At 70.1% G+C, this 18399-nt stretch carries 17 protein-coding genes; 12 read left to right on the top strand and 5 right to left on the bottom strand.

Annotated elements, in window-relative coordinates:
* Nucleotides 1–102 precede the first annotated feature (102 nt).
* The 4 genes from nusG to DEI92_RS11165 all read left to right on the top strand — a co-directional run bounded on the left by nusG (nt 103) and on the right by DEI92_RS11165 (nt 3308).
* A complete protein-coding gene (nusG, locus tag DEI92_RS11180; RefSeq protein WP_111013534.1) occupies nt 103–1158 on the top strand; it encodes a transcription termination/antitermination protein NusG in 1056 nt (351 codons plus the stop codon).
* Nucleotides 1159–1284: 126 nt separating this feature from the next.
* Entirely contained in the window at nt 1285–1716 is a 432-nt protein-coding gene (gene rplK / locus DEI92_RS11175; protein ID WP_111009442.1) for a 50S ribosomal protein L11, read from the top strand.
* A 79-nt stretch (nt 1717–1795) separates the two neighbouring features.
* On the top strand, nt 1796–2488 hold the full coding sequence (rplA, locus tag DEI92_RS11170; protein WP_111013533.1) for a 50S ribosomal protein L1: 693 nt from the start codon (nt 1796–1798) through the stop codon (nt 2486–2488).
* A gap of 193 nt (nt 2489–2681) precedes the next feature.
* Nucleotides 2682–3308: a Pr6Pr family membrane protein gene (locus tag DEI92_RS11165; RefSeq protein ID WP_111009444.1), complete on the top strand. Its 627-nt coding sequence runs from the start codon at nt 2682–2684 to the stop codon at nt 3306–3308.
* Nucleotides 3309–3316: 8 nt separating this feature from the next.
* Here DEI92_RS11165 and DEI92_RS11160 read toward each other — a convergent pair whose 3' ends face one another.
* Nucleotides 3317–3961, bottom strand: coding sequence for a YqaJ viral recombinase family protein (locus tag DEI92_RS11160; RefSeq protein ID WP_111013531.1), 645 nt, complete (start codon nt 3959–3961; stop codon nt 3317–3319).
* Between the two features lie 28 nt (nt 3962–3989).
* Nucleotides 3990–5204, bottom strand: a complete 1215-nt coding sequence (locus DEI92_RS11155) for an ROK family transcriptional regulator (protein ID WP_111009446.1) — start codon at nt 5202–5204, stop codon at nt 3990–3992.
* 176 nt (nt 5205–5380) lie between these two features.
* Here DEI92_RS11155 and DEI92_RS11150 point away from each other — a divergent pair, with 176 nt between their 5' ends.
* The 6 genes from DEI92_RS11150 (at nt 5381) to DEI92_RS11125 (ending at nt 11763) form a co-directional block, all read left to right on the top strand.
* The gene (locus tag DEI92_RS11150; RefSeq protein ID WP_111013530.1) at nt 5381–6127 is read left to right on the top strand and encodes a sugar phosphate isomerase/epimerase; all 747 of its coding nucleotides are present in this window, start codon (nt 5381–5383) and stop codon (nt 6125–6127) included.
* Entirely contained in the window at nt 6124–7239 is a 1116-nt protein-coding gene (locus DEI92_RS11145) for a Gfo/Idh/MocA family protein (RefSeq protein WP_111009448.1), read from the top strand. Before DEI92_RS11150 ends, DEI92_RS11145 begins: the two co-directional genes overlap by 4 nt.
* A 111-nt stretch (nt 7240–7350) precedes the next feature.
* Nucleotides 7351–8667, top strand: coding sequence for an ABC transporter substrate-binding protein (locus tag DEI92_RS11140; protein ID WP_111009449.1), 1317 nt, complete (start codon nt 7351–7353; stop codon nt 8665–8667).
* A gap of 82 nt (nt 8668–8749) precedes the next feature.
* The gene (locus DEI92_RS11135) at nt 8750–9745 is read left to right on the top strand and encodes a carbohydrate ABC transporter permease (RefSeq protein WP_111009450.1); all 996 of its coding nucleotides are present in this window, start codon (nt 8750–8752) and stop codon (nt 9743–9745) included.
* Nucleotides 9738–10577, top strand: a complete 840-nt coding sequence (locus DEI92_RS11130; protein WP_111013529.1) for a carbohydrate ABC transporter permease — start codon at nt 9738–9740, stop codon at nt 10575–10577. The genes DEI92_RS11135 and DEI92_RS11130 overlap by 8 nt, the downstream gene beginning before the upstream one ends.
* A gap of 172 nt (nt 10578–10749) precedes the next feature.
* Complete coding sequence (locus DEI92_RS11125; RefSeq protein WP_111013595.1) at nt 10750–11763, top strand: biopolymer transporter Tol; 1014 nt, start codon at nt 10750–10752, stop codon at nt 11761–11763.
* Between the two features lie 91 nt (nt 11764–11854).
* Here the strand turns inward: DEI92_RS11125 and DEI92_RS11120 are convergent, their stop codons facing one another.
* From DEI92_RS11120 to DEI92_RS11110, 3 genes are all read right to left on the bottom strand, one after another.
* Nucleotides 11855–12529: an ABC transporter ATP-binding protein gene (locus DEI92_RS11120; RefSeq protein WP_111013594.1), complete on the bottom strand. Its 675-nt coding sequence runs from the start codon at nt 12527–12529 to the stop codon at nt 11855–11857.
* A 131-nt stretch (nt 12530–12660) separates the two neighbouring features.
* Entirely contained in the window at nt 12661–14220 is a 1560-nt protein-coding gene (locus tag DEI92_RS11115; RefSeq protein WP_111013528.1) for an ABC transporter permease, read from the bottom strand.
* Nucleotides 14221–14363: 143 nt separating this feature from the next.
* Nucleotides 14364–15911 carry a bifunctional PIG-L family deacetylase/class I SAM-dependent methyltransferase gene (locus DEI92_RS11110; RefSeq protein WP_181434847.1) on the bottom strand — a complete coding sequence of 516 codons (1548 nt, stop codon included), beginning with the start codon at nt 15909–15911 and terminating at the stop codon, nt 14364–14366.
* Nucleotides 15912–16110: 199 nt separating this feature from the next.
* Here DEI92_RS11110 and DEI92_RS11105 point away from each other — a divergent pair, with 199 nt between their 5' ends.
* Together DEI92_RS11105 and DEI92_RS11100 are read left to right on the top strand one after the other, a co-directional pair.
* The gene (locus DEI92_RS11105; RefSeq protein ID WP_111009454.1) at nt 16111–16851 is read left to right on the top strand and encodes a response regulator transcription factor; all 741 of its coding nucleotides are present in this window, start codon (nt 16111–16113) and stop codon (nt 16849–16851) included.
* A gap of 48 nt (nt 16852–16899) precedes the next feature.
* Nucleotides 16900–18375, top strand: a complete 1476-nt coding sequence (locus DEI92_RS11100; RefSeq protein WP_111013526.1) for a cell wall metabolism sensor histidine kinase WalK — start codon at nt 16900–16902, stop codon at nt 18373–18375.
* Nucleotides 18376–18399: the final 24 nt, after the last annotated feature.

Here is an 18399-nt window from a genome sequence, read left to right as displayed (position 1 = left end):
GGACCGGAGTCCTGATCCGCGTCGGCTCCCCGGGGCCGCGCCGCACCGCCGGACCGGACCGAACGAACACCCGATCCGCCAACCGAACGGAAAGAACCGACAGTGTCTGACAACTCTCGCGCTCGCGACGACATCGACCTCTCGACCGCCGCCGAGCAGGGCTCCGAGGTCGAGGAGAACCAGGAAGGCAACGTCGAGACCTCCGAAGGTCGCTCGATCGAGTCCGCCGAGGAGCGCGCCATGTCCGTCGAGGACGAGGACGAGGCCCTCGCCACCGGCGCGACCGACGGCGACGCGTTCGACGAGGCGCTCGCCGCCCTCGCCGAGTCGCGCGACCCCGAGGCCGACGCGATCGTCGACGACGCGCTCGAGATCGACACGCCGGAAGAGGCCGAGGCCGCCGTCGAGGCGGTGGAGGACGAGGAAGAGCTCGAGCTCGAGACCGAGGAGGCCGAGGGAGACCTCGTCGCCGCCAACGCGGACCTGGCCGCCGAGGAGGCCGCCGACGCGCTGGGCGACGAGGACGAGGTCGAGGTCGAGGTCGACCCGTACGAGGCGTTCAAGGCCGAGCTCCGGATGAAGCCGGGCAAGTGGTACGTCATCCACTCCTACGCGGGCTTCGAGCGTCGCGTGAAGTCCAACATCGAGAACCGCATGGTGTCGATGTCCATGGAGGACGCGATCTACCAGGTCGAGGTCCCGATGGAGGACGTCGTCGAGATCAAGAACGGCCAGCGCAAGCTCGTCACGCGTGTCCGGATCCCGGGTTACGTGCTCGTCCGCATGGACCTCGACGAGGACAGCTGGTCGGTCGTGCGTCACACGCCGGGCGTCACGGGCTTCGTCGGCAACGCGCACAACCCCACGCCGCTCCGCTTCGACGAGGCCTTCGGCATGCTGAAGAGCCTGGTGCAGGTGGCCGAGGTGGCCCCGGCCAAGGGCGGCGCGAAGGGTGGTGCCGCGGCACAGCGCGTCACCCCCGCCGAGGTCGACTTCGAGATCGGCGAGACGATCACCATCAAGGAGGGCTCGTTCGCGGGTCTGCCGGGGTCGATCTCCGAGATCAAGCCGGAGAGCGGCAAGCTCACGGTCCTCGTCTCGCTGTTCGAGCGCGAGACGCCGGTCGAACTCAGCTTCGACCAGGTGACGAAGCTCTAGTAGACTGTTCGAGTTTGGGCTCGGATCCGTATCGCGGACCGAGCTCGCCACCGCGGTCCGGAACGGCCGGACGAGCGGGAGAGTGCACGGGTCCCCGTGCGTTCGAACCCAGGAGAAGGAAGAGACATGGCTCCGAAGAAGAAGGTCACGGGCCTGATCAAGCTGCAGATCAACGCCGGCGCGGCCAACCCCGCCCCGCCGATCGGTCCCGCGCTCGGTCAGCACGGCGTGAACATCATGGAGTTCTGCAAGGCCTACAACGCGGCGACCGAGTCCCAGCGCGGCAACGTCGTCCCGGTCGAGATCACCGTGTACGAGGACCGCTCGTTCACGTTCGTCCTCAAGACCCCGCCGGCCGCCGAGCTCATCAAGAAGGCCGCCGGGATCCAGAAGGGGTCCGCGACCCCGCACACGGTCAAGGTCGCGCGCATCTCGATGGACCAGGTCCGTCAGATCGCCGAGACGAAGCAGGCCGACCTCAACGCCAACGACGTCGACGCCGCGGCGAAGATCATCGCCGGCACCGCCCGCTCCATGGGCATCACCGTCGAGGCCTGAGGCCCCGCACCCCTTCCGACACCCCCGTGGGAGAGCCTCGCCAGGCTCGTCAACCACACTCTCGACTAGGAGAACCACCATGGCGAAGAATTCCAAGGCCTACCGGGCCGCGGCCGCGAAGATCGAGGCCGACCGGTACTACACCCCGTCCGAGGCCGTCGACATCGCGCGCGAGACCGGCTCGAGCAAGTTCGACTCGACCGTCGAGGTCGCGCTGAAGCTCGGCGTCGACCCCCGCAAGGCGGACCAGATGGTGCGCGGCACCGTCATCCTCCCGCACGGCACCGGCAAGACCGCCCGGGTCATCGTCTTCGCGACGGGTGCGGCGGCCGAGGCCGCCATCGCCGCGGGTGCCGACGAGGTCGGTGGCGACGAGCTCATCGAGAAGGTGGCCGGCGGTTACACCTCGTTCGACGCCGCCGTCGCGACGCCGGAACTCATGGGCAAGGTCGGTCGTCTCGGCCGCGTCCTCGGCCCGCGTGGTCTCATGCCGAACCCCCGCACGGGCACCGTCACCCCGAACGTCGCGGGTGCGGTGAACGACATCAAGGGCGGCAAGATCGAGTTCCGCGTCGACAAGCACGCCAACGTGCACTTCGTCGTCGGCAAGGCCTCGTTCACGCCGGAGCAGCTGAACGAGAACCTCACCGCCGCACTCGACGAGGTCGTCCGCCTCAAGCCGAGCGCCTCGAAGGGCCGCTACATCACGAAGGGCGCCATCTCGACGACGTTCGGCCCGGGCATCCCGCTCGACGTCAACGCGATCGGCTGAGTCCGGGAGGACCCGAACGGCCCACACCGCTGCACGCGGTGTGGGCCGTTCCGCGTTCCTGCGCCGTCCGAGCCGCCGGGGACCATCCGCCGACAGGGACCGTCCGCCCACAGCACCGCCCGCGCTCCGCAGACGTCCACAGGCAGCTGTCGGGAGGCCCGGTGCAGCAGCCGGGGCCACTACTGTGAGCCACGTGCGCACCAGCCTCACCGTCGTGTCCGCCGTCCGGCTCGTCGTCGCGATCGCGATCGTGACCGCGGTGGTGGGACAGCTCGTGGTGCTCGTGCGCGGGGACGTGTTCCGACCGTGGGACTTCTTCGGGTACTTCACCATCCAGTCGAACTGCGTGGCCGCGGTGGTGCTCGTCGCGGTCGTGGTGCTCGCCGCGCGTGGACGGTCGACGAGCCGGTTGACGTTCGTGCGCGCCGCTGCCACGACGTACATGGCCACGACGGGCGTCGTGTACAACACCCTCCTCGTGCACGTCCCGCTCGGCGCGTTCGGGCTCGCCTGGTCGAACGACGTCCTGCACCGCTGGGTGCCGCTCTACCTGGCACTCGACTGGCTCTTCGTCGACGACCGACGTCCGATCTCGCTGCGGCGCGTTCCGTGGTTCCTCGTCTACCCCGCGGTCTGGCTCGGCGTGGTCCTCGTCCGGGGCGGCACCGACGGCTGGGTGCCGTACCCGTTCCTCGATCCGCGGCAGGGCTACGGCGTCGTGGCGATCGCATGTGTGGCGATCGGGGTGTTCATCACCCTCATCGGCATCGTCGTCGCGCGGGTGGCGCGGGTGCGGCTCCTCCGCGTCGAGCGGCGGTAGCCCCGGCGTCAGCTCCGCGCGACGCGGAGGCGGTCGAGCACGAGGTCGGCGAGTTCGACGAGCCCGCGGATCTGGTCGTCGTCGCGATCCACCCAGCGGCACTCGGGCTCGTCGGCGACGGGCACGAAGTCGTCGTGTCGTTCCCACACGAACAGCGTGCGCTCAGCGCCGAGCACGTACTGCTGCCACCAGATCTGCCGCAGGTAGTGGCGGGGGATCCGACGCCAGCCCGTCGACGTCGTCTTGATCTCGGCGAGCACCAGACGACCCTGGTGATCGTGTCCGACGCCGTCCGGTGTGGCGAGGTGGGCTCGGTTCGTGCGGGCGTGGAACAGGGCGCTCGACGGTTCGATGCCGTGCGTGGCGGCGACCCAGGCGGCGATCACCGGTTCGCGTTCGCGACCGTGGTCCGTGAACGCGTTGCCCGAGAACCGTGAGCCGTAGCGCTTGTCGGCGACCACGGCCTCCACGGCGTGGAGGGACGCGAGCCGGGCGACGTCGGTCGCGGTGATCCCGGCCGCGCGGGCACGGAGCCAGCCGACGCGGTCGGTCGCGTCGGCCAGGATGCGCGCGGTGTGGTCGCGGAGGACCGTGAACCGGTCGTACGCGTCGTCGTCGTCCCAGAGGGAGAGCGTCGGCTGCACGATGGTCACGCGACCATTGTCCCTCGCGCCGGGACGGTCAGGAGGACACGAGGCGGCGATCCTCGCCCACGGCCACCATCTCGTCGATCCCTGCGGGGGAGAGCGCGTAGTCGATCGCCAGGGCGGACGCGCCGTGCAACGCGGCGGCGGAGCCCGCGCGGGACTGCGCGATGACCAGGTGCGAGGTCGCGAGCGGCATGGATCGGGAGTAGACGACCTCGCGCACGCCGGCCAGGAGGTGTTCCCCCGCCTGCGCCATCGACCCGCCGAGCGCGATGACGGCCGGGTTCATGAGCGAGACGCACGTGGCGAGGACCTCGCCGATGTCGCGGCCGGCCTGCCGGACGGCGCCGATCGCGTCGATGTCCGCGCGGGCGACGAGCGCGAGGATGTCCTCGCTCGACGTGACGTCGTGGCCCTTCGCGCGCAGCGCGCGGGCGATCGCCGGACCGGAGGCGACGGCCTCCAGGCAGCCCGTGTTGCCGCAGTGGCAGGGGACCTCGCCCGCGCGGGCGACGCGGACGTGCCCGATGTCGCCGGCGGTGCCCTGAGCGCCACGCTGGAGGCGACCCTCGGACACGATGCCGGAGCCGATACCGGTGGCGACCTTGACGAACATCATGTGGTCGACGTCCGGCCACGCGTGCTCCCGTTCGCCGAGCGCCGCGATGTTGACGTCGTTGTCGACGAGCACGTGGGTGTCGATGTGCTGGCGCACCCATCCGGGGACGTCGAAGCCGTCCCAGCCGCGCATGATCGGCGGATTGGCGGGGCGTCCGGTGGAGAACTCGACCGGGCCCGGCAGACCGATCCCGATGGCGACGACGTCCTCGCGGCGGCGACCGATCCGGTCGAGCAGCAGGTCCAGGCGCCCGACGAGCCACTCGAGGATCGGGACGGGCCCCTCGGCGATGTCGATGCGGGCCTCGTCCATCGCGAGGCGGTTGCCCATGAGGTCGGTCAGCGCGACACGCCCGTGGGAGGCACCGAGGTCGGCGGCGGCGACGACCCGCGCGGTCGGTCGGAGTGCGATCTGCGCGGGTGGCCGTCCGCCCGTCGAGACAGCGGTGTCGAGCGGGCCGACGAGGCCGACCTCGACGAGCGCGTCGAGGCGCACGCTGACGGTCGAGCGGGACAGCCCGGTGCGGGCGGCGAGTTCGGCGCGGGTACGGGGGACGCCGTCCCGCAGGATCTGGAACAGCTCACTCGCCCCGACGGTGGGCGGCGCTGCCGCACGCGTCAGATCGACCATGGTCGGAGTGAACCACACTAACGACGGCGGCAGCAAGCAAGATCGCCGAGCGACATGGGACTTCTGCTTGACGCTCGGCAGAAGTGCTCGTAGTGTGACCTGCGGCCAGCGCCGGCGCCCCTCGCGGAGGAGGACCGACACCGGCCGGTACCGCACCACTCGACGAGGAGAACCAGGTGACCCCACCGCTTTCGGTCCAGCTCTACACCGTCCGGGACGCCATCGCGACCGATCTACCCGGAACCCTGCGGCGCATCGCCGACATCGGGTTCACGAACGTCGAGCTCGCCGGCTACGTCGACCGCGCGGACGAGTACGCCGAGGCGCTGCAGGCCACGGGCCTCACCGCGCCGAGCGGTCACGCTCGCCTCCTCGGCGACGCCGGCCTCGACCTCGATCGCATCCTCAGCGCGAGCGTCACCGTCGGCCTCACCACGCTCATCGACCCGCACATCCACGAGGCGCGCTGGACCACCCGCGAGGACGTCGAGGCGATCGCCCGCGAGCTCGGAGCCGTCGCCGCACGGGCAGCGGACCACGGGATGGCCCTCGGGTACCACAACCACGCGTTCGAGTTCGAGCACCGCATCGACGGCGTCTCCGCCTACGAGGTGTTCGCGAACGCCCTGCACGACGACGTCGTGCTCGAGCTCGACACGTACTGGTGCCAGGTCGGGGGTGACTCCGCGGTCGAGATCCTCGGCAAGCTCGGTGACAAGGTCCGGTTCCTGCACGTCAAGGACGGTGACGGGACGAAGAACGACAAGGCCCAGGTCGCGGTCGGCAACGGCATCATGCCCGTCCGCGAGATCATCGCCGCGGCGCCGCAGGCCCAGCAGGTCATCGAACTCGACGACCACGAGGGCGACGTGTTCCAGGCCGTCGCCGACAGCCACGCCTTCCTCACGGGGGTCCAGGCATGAGCGCCGCACGCACCGGCCGAGTCGGCGTCGGCGTCATCGGCGCCGGCGTGATCAGCGACCAGTACCTCTCCAACCTCACCGTCTTCCCCGACCTCGAGGTCCTGTTCATCGCGGACATCGACCTGCCGCGTGCGGCGGCACAGGCCGAGAAGTGGAACGTCCCCGGCTCCGGCACGGTCGATGAACTCCTCGCCATCGACGACATCGAGATCGTCGTGAACCTGACCATCCCCGCCGCCCACGTCGAGGTCGCCACCAAGGCACTCGAGGCCGGCAAGCACGTCTGGGGCGAGAAGCCGTACGCCCTCGACCGCGAGAGCGGCCGCGCCCTCGTCGAGGCGGCCCACGCCGCGGGCAAGCGCGTGTGCGTCGCGCCGGACACGTTCCTCGGCGCCGGGCTCCAGACGTCCCTCCGCACCATCGCCGGTGGCGCGATCGGCACGCCCCTCAACGCGTTGACGATCATGCAGAGCCCTGGCCCCGAGTCCTGGCACCCGAGCCCCGAGTTCCTGTTCGCGTTCGGCGGTGGCCCGCTGTTCGACATCGGCCCGTACTACCTCACGACGCTCGTCCAGGTGTTCGGCCCGGTCGCGCAGGTGAGCGCAACCGCGTCGAAGGCCCGCGCCACCCGTGTGATCGGGTCCGGGCCGAAGGCCGGCACGGAGTTCCCGGTCGAGGTCCCGACGCACTACTCGGCGCTCATCGAGTTCGAGAACGGTGGCAGCGCGCAGAGCATCTTCAGCTTCGAGTCGGCCCAGCCGCGTGCCGGGTTCGTCGAGGTCTCGGGCGAGACGGGCACCGTGGTGTTCCCCGACCCGAACATGTTCGACGGGGACACGAAGCTCTGGACCGCCGGCTCCGAGGAGCCCGAGGTCATCCCGGCCACGGGGTCGACCTACACGCGGGGGACCGGCGTCGTCGAGCTCGCTCGCGCGATCCGCGCCGACGTGCCGGAACGCGTCCCCGGTGCGCTGGCGTTCCACGTGCTCGACGTCATGGTCTCGATCGCCGAGGCCGCCGAGCAGCACGGCCCCGTCCGCGTCGAGAGCACGGTGTCCTCGAGTCCCGTCCTCCCCGAGGACTTCGACCCGGCGGCGTCGACGCTCGCCTGACCCCGACCCGCGCGGCCGACACCGACGGCCGCGCGGGTCCCCGAACTTCCGTTTCCCTTCTTTTCCCTTCCCGAAAGCACCTCCCACTCAACGACGAGAAAGCAGAGAGTCATGCGCACCACATTCCGCGCACTGGCCGTCGCCGCCGCAGGCGCACTGATGGTCACGGGCCTCGCGGCCTGTTCCTCCTCCGGTTCATCCGGATCCTCCAGCAGCGACGGCAAGACGCTCACCTACTGGGCGAGCAACCAGGGCACGAGCCTCCAGAACGACAAGGAGGTGCTCACGCCGGAGCTGGCCAAGTTCACCAAGCAGACCGGGATCAAGGTGAACCTCCAGGTCATCGGGTGGAACGACCTGCAGAACAAGATCCAGACCGCGGTCACGAGTGGCCAGGGCCCGGACGTGGTCAACATCGGCAACACCTGGGCGACCTCGCTCCAGGCCACCGGCGCGTTCATGCCGTTCGACAGCTCGGCGATGAAGGCGATCGGCGGCTCGGACAAGTTCGGCAAGGTGCCGCTGTCCACCGGTGGTGCCCCCGGCAAGACCGTGACGAGCGTCCCGCTCTACGGCCTCGCCTACGGCCTCTTCTACAACAAGGCCATGTTCGCCGCCGCCGGTCTCAAGCCGCCGACGACGTGGGAGGAACTGACGAGCGACGCGCAGAAGCTCACCGACCCGGCCAAGGGTCAGTACGGGTTCTCCCTCGCCGCGGGTTCCTACACCGAGAACGCGCACTTCGCGTTCATCAACTCGGCGCAGAACGGTGGCCAGTGGTTCAACAGCAAGGGTGACCCGACGTTCACCTCGACCGCGAACGTCAACGGCATCAAGCGGTACCTCGACCTGATGCAGACCCAGAAGGCCGTGAACACCTCGAACGCCCAGTACGACAACGCGACGCAGTCGACGTCGGACTTCGCCAAGGGCAAGGCGGCGATGATCCTCAACCAGAACAACGCCGACGCCACCATCCAGTCGAACGGCATGTCCGCCGACAAGTACGGTGTGGTGCCCTTCCCGGCGCCGACGGGTGCGAAGCAGATCGCGAGCTTCCCGGCCGGTATCAACCTGTCCATCTTCAAGAACACGAAGAACAAGGACGGCGCGCTCAAGTTCGTCAAGTTCATGACGAGCGAGAGCACCCAGGCGACCCTCGACAAGCCGTACGCGGCCCTGCCGGTGCTCAAGAGCGCCGCGAACGCGACGGACCTGTCCGCCGAGACGAAGACGTTCCTCAACATCTACAACACGATGGCGAAGCCGCTGCCGCTGGTGCCGGCCGAGGACCAGTTCGAGTCCACCGTGGGCAAGTCGATGAACGACATGTTCGCCAAGATCGCCACCGGCAGCACGGTGTCGACGAGCCAGATCAAGTCGGCGCTGCAGACCGCGCAGGACCAGGTGTCCCAGGCCAACGGCTGATCCCGACGGCGCCCCGGGCGATGGTGCCATCGCCCGGGGCGCCGCCCCTTCCCATCCCTGCACCCGCCGGAAGGTGATCCACATGTCAACGACGGTCCTCCCCGAGTCGTCCCGAGCTGCGGAGCTGACGACCGACTCACGGTCCACGCTCGCGAACAAGCCGCCCAAGCGGCGCCGTCACGGGCAGTGGCTGCCGTACGTGCTCCTGGCTCCCGCGATCCTGTTCGAGCTGCTCATCCACATCGTCCCGATGCTCACGGGCATCTGGATCAGCCTCGTCCAGCTCACCAAGTACTTCATCGCCAACTGGTCGAGCGCACCGTGGGCGGGCCTGCACAACTACAGCGTCGCGCTCGACTTCAACCAGGCGATCGGCAAGAGCCTGCTCAACTCGTTCCTGGTCACGTGCGGGTTCACCGTCCTGGTGGTCGGGTTCGCGTGGGTCCTCGGCATGGCCGCGGCGGTCGCCCTGCAGCGCGAGTTCCGCGGACGCTCCCTGTTCCGCACGCTGTTCCTGGTGCCCTACGCGCTGCCCCTCTACGCCGGCATCATCGCCTGGAAGTTCATGTTCCAGCGCGACACCGGCGCGATCAACCACATCCTCGTCGACCAGCTGCACCTCATGGCGCACGGTCCGTTCTGGCTCATCGGCAACAACGCGTTCGTCGCGATCGTGATCGTCGCCATCTGGCGGCTGTGGCCGTTCGCGTTCCTCATGCTCATGGCAGGCCTGCAGTCGATCCCGCAGGACGTCTACGAGGCGAGCTCGGTGGACGGCGCCAAGCCGTTCCGGCAGTGGCGCAGCATCACCCTGCCGATGGTGCGGTCGGTCAACGTCACCCTGGTCCTCGTGATGTTCCTCTGGACGTTCAACGACTTCAACACGCCCTACGTGCTGTTCGGCTCGACCGCGCAGCCGCCGGCCGCGGACCTCATCTCGTTCCACATCTACAACGCCTCGTTCATCACGTGGAACTTCGGCTCCGGTGCCGCGATGAGCGTGCTGCTGTTGCTGTTCCTGCTCATCGTCACGAGCGCCTACCTGCTCTTCACCAACCGGAGGTCCCAGCGTGCGTGAGACAACTGGCTCCAAGACGTTCCGCGTCATCGTCATCGTCCTGCTGTCGATCTTCACGATCGTGCCCCTGTACGTCATGATCACCTCGGCCCTCAAGCCGCTCGGTGACGTGCAGGGCGCGTTCACGTGGATCCCGACACACCTCACCTTCCAGCCGTTCATCGACATCTGGACCACGGTGCCGCTGGCGACCTACTTCGTGAACAGCCTGGTCGTCTGCTCGATCGCGACGCTGTTCTCGCTCGCCATCGCGATCTTCGCCGCCTACGCGGTGTCGCGGTGGACGTTCCGCGGTCGCAGCACGTTCACCACCTCGATCCTGGCGACCCAGATGTTCCCCGGCGTGCTGTTCCTGCTGCCGCTGTACCTCATCTTCGTCAACCTGGACCAGCTGCTCGGCATCCAGCTCGTCGGCACCCAGCTCGGCCTGATCATCACCTACCTGACGTTCGTGCTGCCGTTCTCGATCTGGATGCTCGCCGGCTACTTCGAGACCATCCCGCGCGATCTCGACGAGGCCGCCATGGTGGACGGGTCGGGTCCGCTCGGGGCGTTGTTCCGGGTGATCCTGCCGGCCGCGCGACCGGGCATCGTGGCCGTCGCGATCTACTCGTTCATGACGAGCTGGGGTGAGGTGCTGTTCGCGTCCGTCCTGACGAACGGGAACTCGCAGACCCTCGCCGTGGGCCTGCAGCAGTACTCGACCCAGACGAACGTGTACTGGAACCAGATCATGGCCGCCTCGCTCGTGGTCAGCATCCCGGTCGTCGTCGCGTTCCTCATCGTCCAGCGGCAGTTCGTCGCCGGTCTGACCGCAGGCGCCGTCAAGTAGGGACGAGCCACTCGCGGAGGGACGGTGCGGGTCGGACCCGCACCGTCCCTCCCGGCACGGTCGCCCCGTCGCTGGCGCGACGGTCCGGAGCCGGCGGGACAGGCCGACCTGTCTCCGCACGGCGCGTCCGAGCGACCGGCGGACGGCGGCGGACCAGGAGAGGATGGAGACCATGAGCGACGACAGCACGAGTGAGCCGCGCGGGCGGCAGCTGCGGCCCGGACAGACGAGCCGGGTGCACGTGGTCGACGTGACGACCGGCGAGGACCGCGTCGTGTTCGTGAGTGACCGCGTGCTCGTCGAGGCGCCGAACGTGTGGATCGACCGGGCGGGGACCTCGGACGAACGGCTCGTGCTCAACGGCGACGGCGACCTCTTCACGCTCCCCGTGCCGCGGACCGGCGTGGTCCTCGACGAGAACGACCTGGCGCGGGTCCCGATGGACGGTGTCCCGGAGATCAACAACGACCACGTGCTCGATCCGTCCGGCACCTCGATCGTGGTCTCCGCCCGCGACGGCGACCTCTACCGCGTCGCACTGCCCGAGGGCACCGCGGCCGAGCCTGCCGAGCGCATCACCGACGCCGCCGCCGCGCCGGTCCGCCGCAAGTTCTACCTGCACGGCATCGCGCCCGACGGGTCCTCGCTCGCGGCGATCGTCGGCGAGCTGTCGGACGACGGCGTGTGGTCGACGGACGTCGCGCTCGTGGACCCGGCGACCGGCGAGCCGACGTTCGTGACGCGCGACGAGCACGCCGACGACGGCGTGGTGTTCGCCCCGGACGGGTCCGCCCTGCTCTGGAACTCCGAACGATGGGAGCCCGAGCCCGGGCACGCGCAGCTGACACGGTTGCGACTCGACGGGGTGCCGGACAGCACCGCGGAGCACCCCGCGCTGACGGAACGAGCGGAGCAACTGACGCACGACGAGCGCGTGAACTGGTTCCCCCACCCGTCCCCGGACGGCCGGCACCTGCTGTACCTGGCGTACCCGACGGGTACCCAGGGGCACCCGGCCGACCGCGACGTCGAACTCCGGATGCTCCCCGGTGACGCCGTGCTCGGGACCACGACCGAGGCTCCGCGGACCGTCGCGGTGATGCAGGGTGGCCAGGGAACGGTGAACGTGCCGCCGTGGGCGCCGAGCTCGACGTGGTTCGCCTACTGCGACTACCCAGTCGACTGACCCGCGTCGAGATCGCACGACACGCCGCCTCCCGTCATGGGGAAGCGGCGTGTCGTGCGATTTCGACGCAGATGCCGTGCGTGCGGGACGGTCAGATGTCGCGCACCTGGCCGTTCTTGATGTGCAGACGGCGCTCGGCGCGGCGGGCGACCCACGAGTCGTGCGTCACGATGACGACGGTCAGGCCGCGGTCCTTCCACTGACCCTCGATGATCGACATGATCTCGTCACGGGTGCCCTCGTCGAGTGCCCCCGTCGGTTCGTCCGCCAGGAGCACCTTCGGGTTCTTGACCAGCGCCCGGGCGATCGCGACACGCTGCTGCTGGCCGCCGGACAGCTCGGCGGGCAGGTGCTCGAGGCGCTCGCCCAGTCCGACCGACTCGAGCGCCGCGGTCGCGCTCCGGGTGATCTCGTCACGTGACGACCGGGCGAGCGACCCCGCGAACGCCGTCTCGACGTTCTCGCGAGCGGTCAGCGTCGGGATGAGGTTGAAGGACTGGAACACGAACCCGATCTCGGATGCCCGGATCTCGGTGAGGGCGCCGTCGCCGAGCTTGGCGATGTCCCGGTCGCCGAGCACGACGGACCCGGACGTGGGTCGGTCGAGCGCGCCGAGCATCTGCAGCAGCGTCGACTTGCCGCCGCCGGTCGGACCCTGGATCGCGACGAGCTGGCCGGTCGGGATCTCGAGGTCGACCCCGGCCAGGGCGGTGACCTTCTTGTTCTTCTGGGCGTAGGTCTTGCCGACGCCACTCAGCTGGTACATCGGGCGGTTCCCGCTGGCCGGTGCTGCGGCGGGTGCGATGGTCGAGACGCGGTCCGTGGTGGACATCGGTGCTCCTGACTGGTCGGTGGCGCTCGGGATCCGAGAGGGGTTCGAGGACGTGTCGGTGGGCATCAGGCGACGCTCCGGAGTGCTTCTGCCGGGCGGAGCCGGGAGGCCCGCCAGCCGCCGAGGACACCGGCGAGCAGCCCGCCGAGGATCGCCAGACCGATCGCGACGAGGATGATCTCGACGGTGACGGGGGCGTGCAGCACGACGTCGGTGGTCGAGGCCGTCTGTCCGCCGCCGAAGCCCCCCGCCCCGCCGAACCCACCCGAGGTCGCACCGGATCCGCTCGTGCCGGCGTTCGGCGCGCCGGTTGCGGCGGCCCCGGGGAACCCGCCGCCGCTGCCGGGGGCGCCACGGGCCCCGTTCGTGCCGGTGCTGGAGGCGCTGGCGGAGATGGTGGGTGCGATGACGTTGATGACGAGGATGCCGACCAGGCCCGCGATGGCTCCGACGACGCCGCCGATGATGCCCTGGACGAACGACTCCCCGGCGACCTGCCGGGTGATGCGGCCGTTGGACCAGCCGATGGCCTTCAGGGTGCCGAACTCGCGGGTGCGGCGGCTCACGCCGGAGATCGTGAACAGGATGGCGATGAGGAACGCGGCGGCGAGGACCACGATCGACAGCCAGGTGCCGAGGTTCGACACGAGGCTCGACGCGGTCGAGAGGGACCCGGACACGCTCGATGCGAGGTCGGCCTCGGTGGAGACGGTCGCCTTGGTGAGCTTCTTCTCGAGCGCGGTCTTGATGCTGCTGACGTTCGAGGACGAGGCCGCGGAGACGTAGATCGTGGTGACCTTGCCGGTCTCGCTCGAGAGCTTCTGTGCGGTGTCGAGCGGGATGTACGAATCCGACGCGGTCGCGGAGTCGGACGACGTGGACGCCACGATGCCGACCACGGTGAACGTCGTGTCGCCGATCGAGATGGTGTCGCCGACGGTCTTCGACTGGCTCTTGGCGTACGTCTTGTCGAGCACGACGACGTCCTTGCCCGCGTCCGAGGACCGGAGCGCCCGCCCCTTCGTGAGCTTCGCGCTCGTCAGCGGGCCGACCGTGCTGCTGCTCGTCGGCATGCCCGTGACCGTGAACTCGTCGATGCTGAAGTTCCCGCCGCCGAACCCGCCGCCCTGACCGCCCGTCGGCGCCTGACGCGTGCCGGACGAGCCGGACGAGCCCGACGTGCCGGAGGACGAGTCCTGTCGCTGGGCGATGGAACCCGAGAACGTGCTGTTCGTGAGGTTCAGCACCCCGGACGCGGCGGACACGCCGGCCGTGGAGGTGACCGTCGTCACGGTGCTGTCCGACATGGCGGTGGTGCCGCGGGTGACCGACAGCCGCGACTTCGACAGCTTCGTGGTGCCGTCGCTGCCGGTGGCACCGCCGCTCTGGCCGAAGCCGAAGCTCGGGCGGCCGCCGTCCGTGGTGGCGCTCGCGGTCTGGGTGACCGTGATGTCGGTGCCGACGCCGTACACGGACTGCAACACAGTGGACTGCGCTGCCTTCACGCCGCTCGAGATCGACGACACGATGATCACGAGCGCGATGGCCAACGCCATCCCGATCGCGATGATCACGGTCTGCTTCTTGCGGTTCGTGAGCTCGCGCCTGAGGTAGGTCAGGAACATGGTTCTCCTCGCAGGGGCCGGCGGGGAACACCGTCATGCTGTCGCAGGACGGGGCCGACGAGGAGACCGTAGGGAGGGGTGCTGTGCGCGGAGTTGCCCGCTCCTATGGGATTCCCCAGTGCGGTCGACCTCGGCTCAGCACCTCACCGGACGAGACCGGACGCCTGCGCGACCGAGGGGACGGCCGGGCCGGGGAACACGTCGAGGACGAAGTCGTCCTCCTCGTGGTGCACGAGCGGTGACCGGGGCCAGCGCGCGCGGAGGCGGGCGTGCACGGCGTCGCCGTCGAGCGCAGCGTCGCCGATCGGGTGGCGCCAGTGGCATGCGACGAGGACCCCGTCTGGGTCGAGGGACCGGAACACCCGCTCGACCGTCGTTCCGAGGTCGGCGGCGCTCAGGTCGTGGCCGACCTCGGACAGCACGACGAGGTCGAAGCGCCCGTCCGGCCACTCCTGGGGGACGGTCATGCGGAGGAACGTCGCGCGCGGTGCCGTGCGGCGGGCCTGCTCGAGGGGTGCCCGGGCCATGTCGACGCCGAGCACCGCGTCCGTCCGCTCCGTGAGCTCACGGGTGAGGAACCCCGTCGCGCAGCCGATCTCGAGCGCGGACCGCCAGCGCTCGCGCGGGAGCGCCGCCACCGTGACGGCCCGCTTCCGGCGCTCGTACCAGTCGTGCTCGAAGTCCCGGCCGTCCAGTCGGCGCGCGGAGTGCGCCTCGGAGGACGCGCGGGTCCGCGAGCCGGACCCGTCCGGCGACGGCTGGTCCGCCGGTCCGGCCTCGCCCCCGCCCGGTGCGGGGGTCGTCCTGGGGTCCTCCTCGACCGGTGCTGCCGTCGTTCCGGGCTCCTCCTCGGCGGGTGCTGCCGTGGTTCCGGGCTCCTCCTCGGCGGGTGCTGCCGTCGTTCCGGGCTCCTCGATGCTCGGCCGCTCGGTGGCGGCGATGCGGAAGAAGACCTCCTCCGCGCGCGTGAAGTGCTCGAGGTGACGGAGGTCGACGATCGCCTCGTCGCCCGGGGCGTCCGAGAGCGCGCCGACCTGCGACGCGTACATCGTGAGCGCGATGAACTTCCGCTCACGCAGCGCGGGCGGGACCGGGAGGGCCGTGACACGGTCCCACGGACCGCTCGCCGACGCGGGGTCGTCCCAGTGCCACATCCAGATCGGGTACTCGACGAGCGTCACGCCGTCGTGGGCGGCGGCGGCCTCCTCGGCCACCTCGCCCGCGGCGCGGTGGTCGCGGTCACCGTCACCCGTCCACGGCGCCGCGAGGAGGGTTGGGGTCGGCATGCCCGCGAGGACGTGGTCGAGCGCGTCACGCAACGTCGAGCGGTGCTCGCGGAGCTCGCCGTCCGGCAGGCGGACGCGGGTGGCGCGGATGTCCGGCTGGAGCACCTGGAGCGCCGTCGCGAACTCGGACTCGCGGAGCGCGGCGAGCCGCTCGGGCGTGGTCGTCGGGGAGTCCGGGTGCGACCGCTCGCCGCGCGTGGCGAGCAGGACCCGTGCCGGCAACCCGAGTTCGGCGGCCGTCGCCAGCAGCCCCCCGGCGGCGAGGGTCTCGTCGTCCGGGTGGGGTGCGAGCACCACGACCGACGCGATCCCGTCGAGGTCGAGCCGCTCCGTCGTCCGCTCCGCGAGGAACGTCGTCCACGACGCGGGGTCGGTGCCGGGCTCCCGGTGGTCGAAGCTCACCATGTCAGTCCTCCTCGGTCGTGTCGGACGGGTGGTGCGCGGACGGCGCGGCGGTCGGGTGGAGCACCCTGCCACCGTACGCACGGAGGAGCGGCTGCGCCGCCGCCCGACAAATGTCGGGGATGCCGACGCCATCGCATCCACAGGCGGTCCTCCGGTCCTCCTCAGACCGCTCATAGGCGAGTCCAGATACTCGGAAGACGTGACCATCTCCCAGCCCTCAGCCGCTCCCCGTCTCACCCGTGCCGACGGCTCGCCGTTGCGCATCCTCGTCGTCGACGACGAGTCCAGCCTGACCGACCTGCTCTCCATGGCCCTGCGGTACGAGGGATGGGACGTCACGAGCGCGAACGGCGGTCAGGACGCCCTGGCCAAGGCCCGCGAGTTCCGGCCGGACGCGATGGTGCTCGACGTGATGATGCCGGACCTCGACGGCCTCCAGGTCCTCAACCGACTCCGGCAGAACAACGACGACACCCCCGTCCTCTTCCTCACCGCGAAGGACAGCGTCGAGGACCGGGTGAGCGGGCTCACGGCGGGCGGCGACGACTACGTCACGAAGCCGTTCAGCCTGGAGGAGGTCGTGGCGCGGCTCCGCGGACTGATCCGACGGTCGCAGATCAGCATCGCCGAGGCCGGTGACTCCACGATCACCGTCGGCGACCTCGTGCTCGACGAGGAGTCGTACGAGGTGCACCGTGCCGGTCGGTCGATCGAACTCACCGCCACCGAGTTCGAGCTCCTCCGCTTCCTCATGCGGAACCCGCGACGCGTGCTCTCGAAGGCACAGATCCTCGACCGCGTCTGGAGCTACGACTTCGGTGGCAAGTCGAGCGTGGTCGAGATCTACATCTCGTACCTGCGCAAGAAGATCGACGCGGGCGAGACGCCGATGATCCACACGGTCCGCGGCGTCGGCTACGTCATCAAGCCGACGTCCTGATCGACGGGTGACCACGCCCGGACCGCCCCGACGAAGGCACCTCCACCCATGACGCTCCGTCGACGCCTCGTGCTCAGCATCGTCGCCCTCGTCGTCGCCGTGAGCGCGGTGATCGGCGCGGGCAGCATCATCGCGCTCGCGACCATCCAGACGACGAGCATCGACTCGCAGATCGAACACGCGACGGACCGGGCGCAGAGCCACCTGAACCAGGGCGGCGGCGGATTCGGAGGCGCGCCTCCCGACGACCTCGCCCGACCGGCGGGTCAAGCGGCCGGCACGCTCACGGCCGTGTACCTCAACGGGAACCGTGTCTTCAGCACGATCATCCAGGAGAGCGGCTCCATCAAGCAGCTCACCGCGGGCCAGGCGCAGACGCTCGCGCAGGCGACCGTCGGGAACGGGGCGCAGACCGTGCACCTCGGGGGCAGCGTCGGTGACTACCGGGTCGCCGCGGTCGCGACCACGAACGGCGTGCTCGTCGTCGGCCTGCCGATGGCCCCGGTCTACGCGAGCATCTGGAACCTCATCTGGGTGGTCGTCGTCGTGATGGTCGTCGCGCTCGTCGCCGCGAGCCTCGTCGCCACGTACGCCGTCCGCCGTTCCCTGCGCCCGCTCGAACGCGTCGCCGAGACCGCGACGACGGTCGCGCGCCTGCCCCTCGTCCGAGGCGACCAGCTCGCCGACGTGCGGGTGCCGCAGCAGGACACCGACCCGCGGACCGAGGTCGGGCGCGTCGGCACCGCCTTCAACCGCATGCTCGGCCACATCGGCGACGCCATGCGTGCCCGTGAGGCCAGCGAGGACAAGGTCCGGCAGTTCGTCGCCGACGCGTCGCACGAGCTCCGGACCCCGTTGGCCTCCATCCGCGGGTACGCCGAACTGACGCGGCGCATGTCCGTCGACCTGCCCGACGACGTCGTGTACGCCATGAGTCGCGTGGAGGCCGAGTCCGTCCGGATGACCGGGATGGTCGAGGACCTGCTGCTGCTCGCCCGACTCGACGAGGGGCGCGAGATCCAGTTCGACGACGTCGACCTGACCGGGCTCGTCCTCGACGCCGTGAACGACGCGCACGCCGCCAGTCCCGGCCATCTCATCGACGTGGACGTGCCGGACGAGCCCGTCGTGGTGCTCGGCGACGCCGCACGGTTGCACCAGGTGGTCGTCAACCTCGTCACGAACGCCCGCACGCACACCCCGGACGGCACCCGGATCACGGTCGGGATCGCGACCGGTCCGGAGGGGGTGGACCTGACCGTCCGCGACACCGGACAGGGAATCGACCCCGCGTTCCTGCCGAAGATGTTCGAGCGGTTCGCGCGTGCCGACAGCTCGCGGAGCCGGACCGCCGGATCGACCGGCCTCGGGCTCGCGATCGTCGACGCGGTCGTCCAGGCCCACGGCGGCGTCGTGTCCGTCCGGAGTGTCCCGGGCGACACGGTGTTCACGGTCCGTCTGCCGGCGGTGCCGTCGCGCCCGGACGACCTGCGCCGATCGGGAGTCGCCGCGTCGGGCGCGTGAGCGGTCGTCCGCCGGTTGTGGCCC

The sequence above is a fragment of the Curtobacterium sp. MCBD17_034 genome, from assembly GCF_003234515.1.
Taxonomy (GTDB): Bacteria; Actinomycetota; Actinomycetes; order Actinomycetales; family Microbacteriaceae; genus Curtobacterium.
Note: the sequence above shows the minus strand (reverse complement) of the source record. Positions and strands in the feature narration are given on the sequence as shown.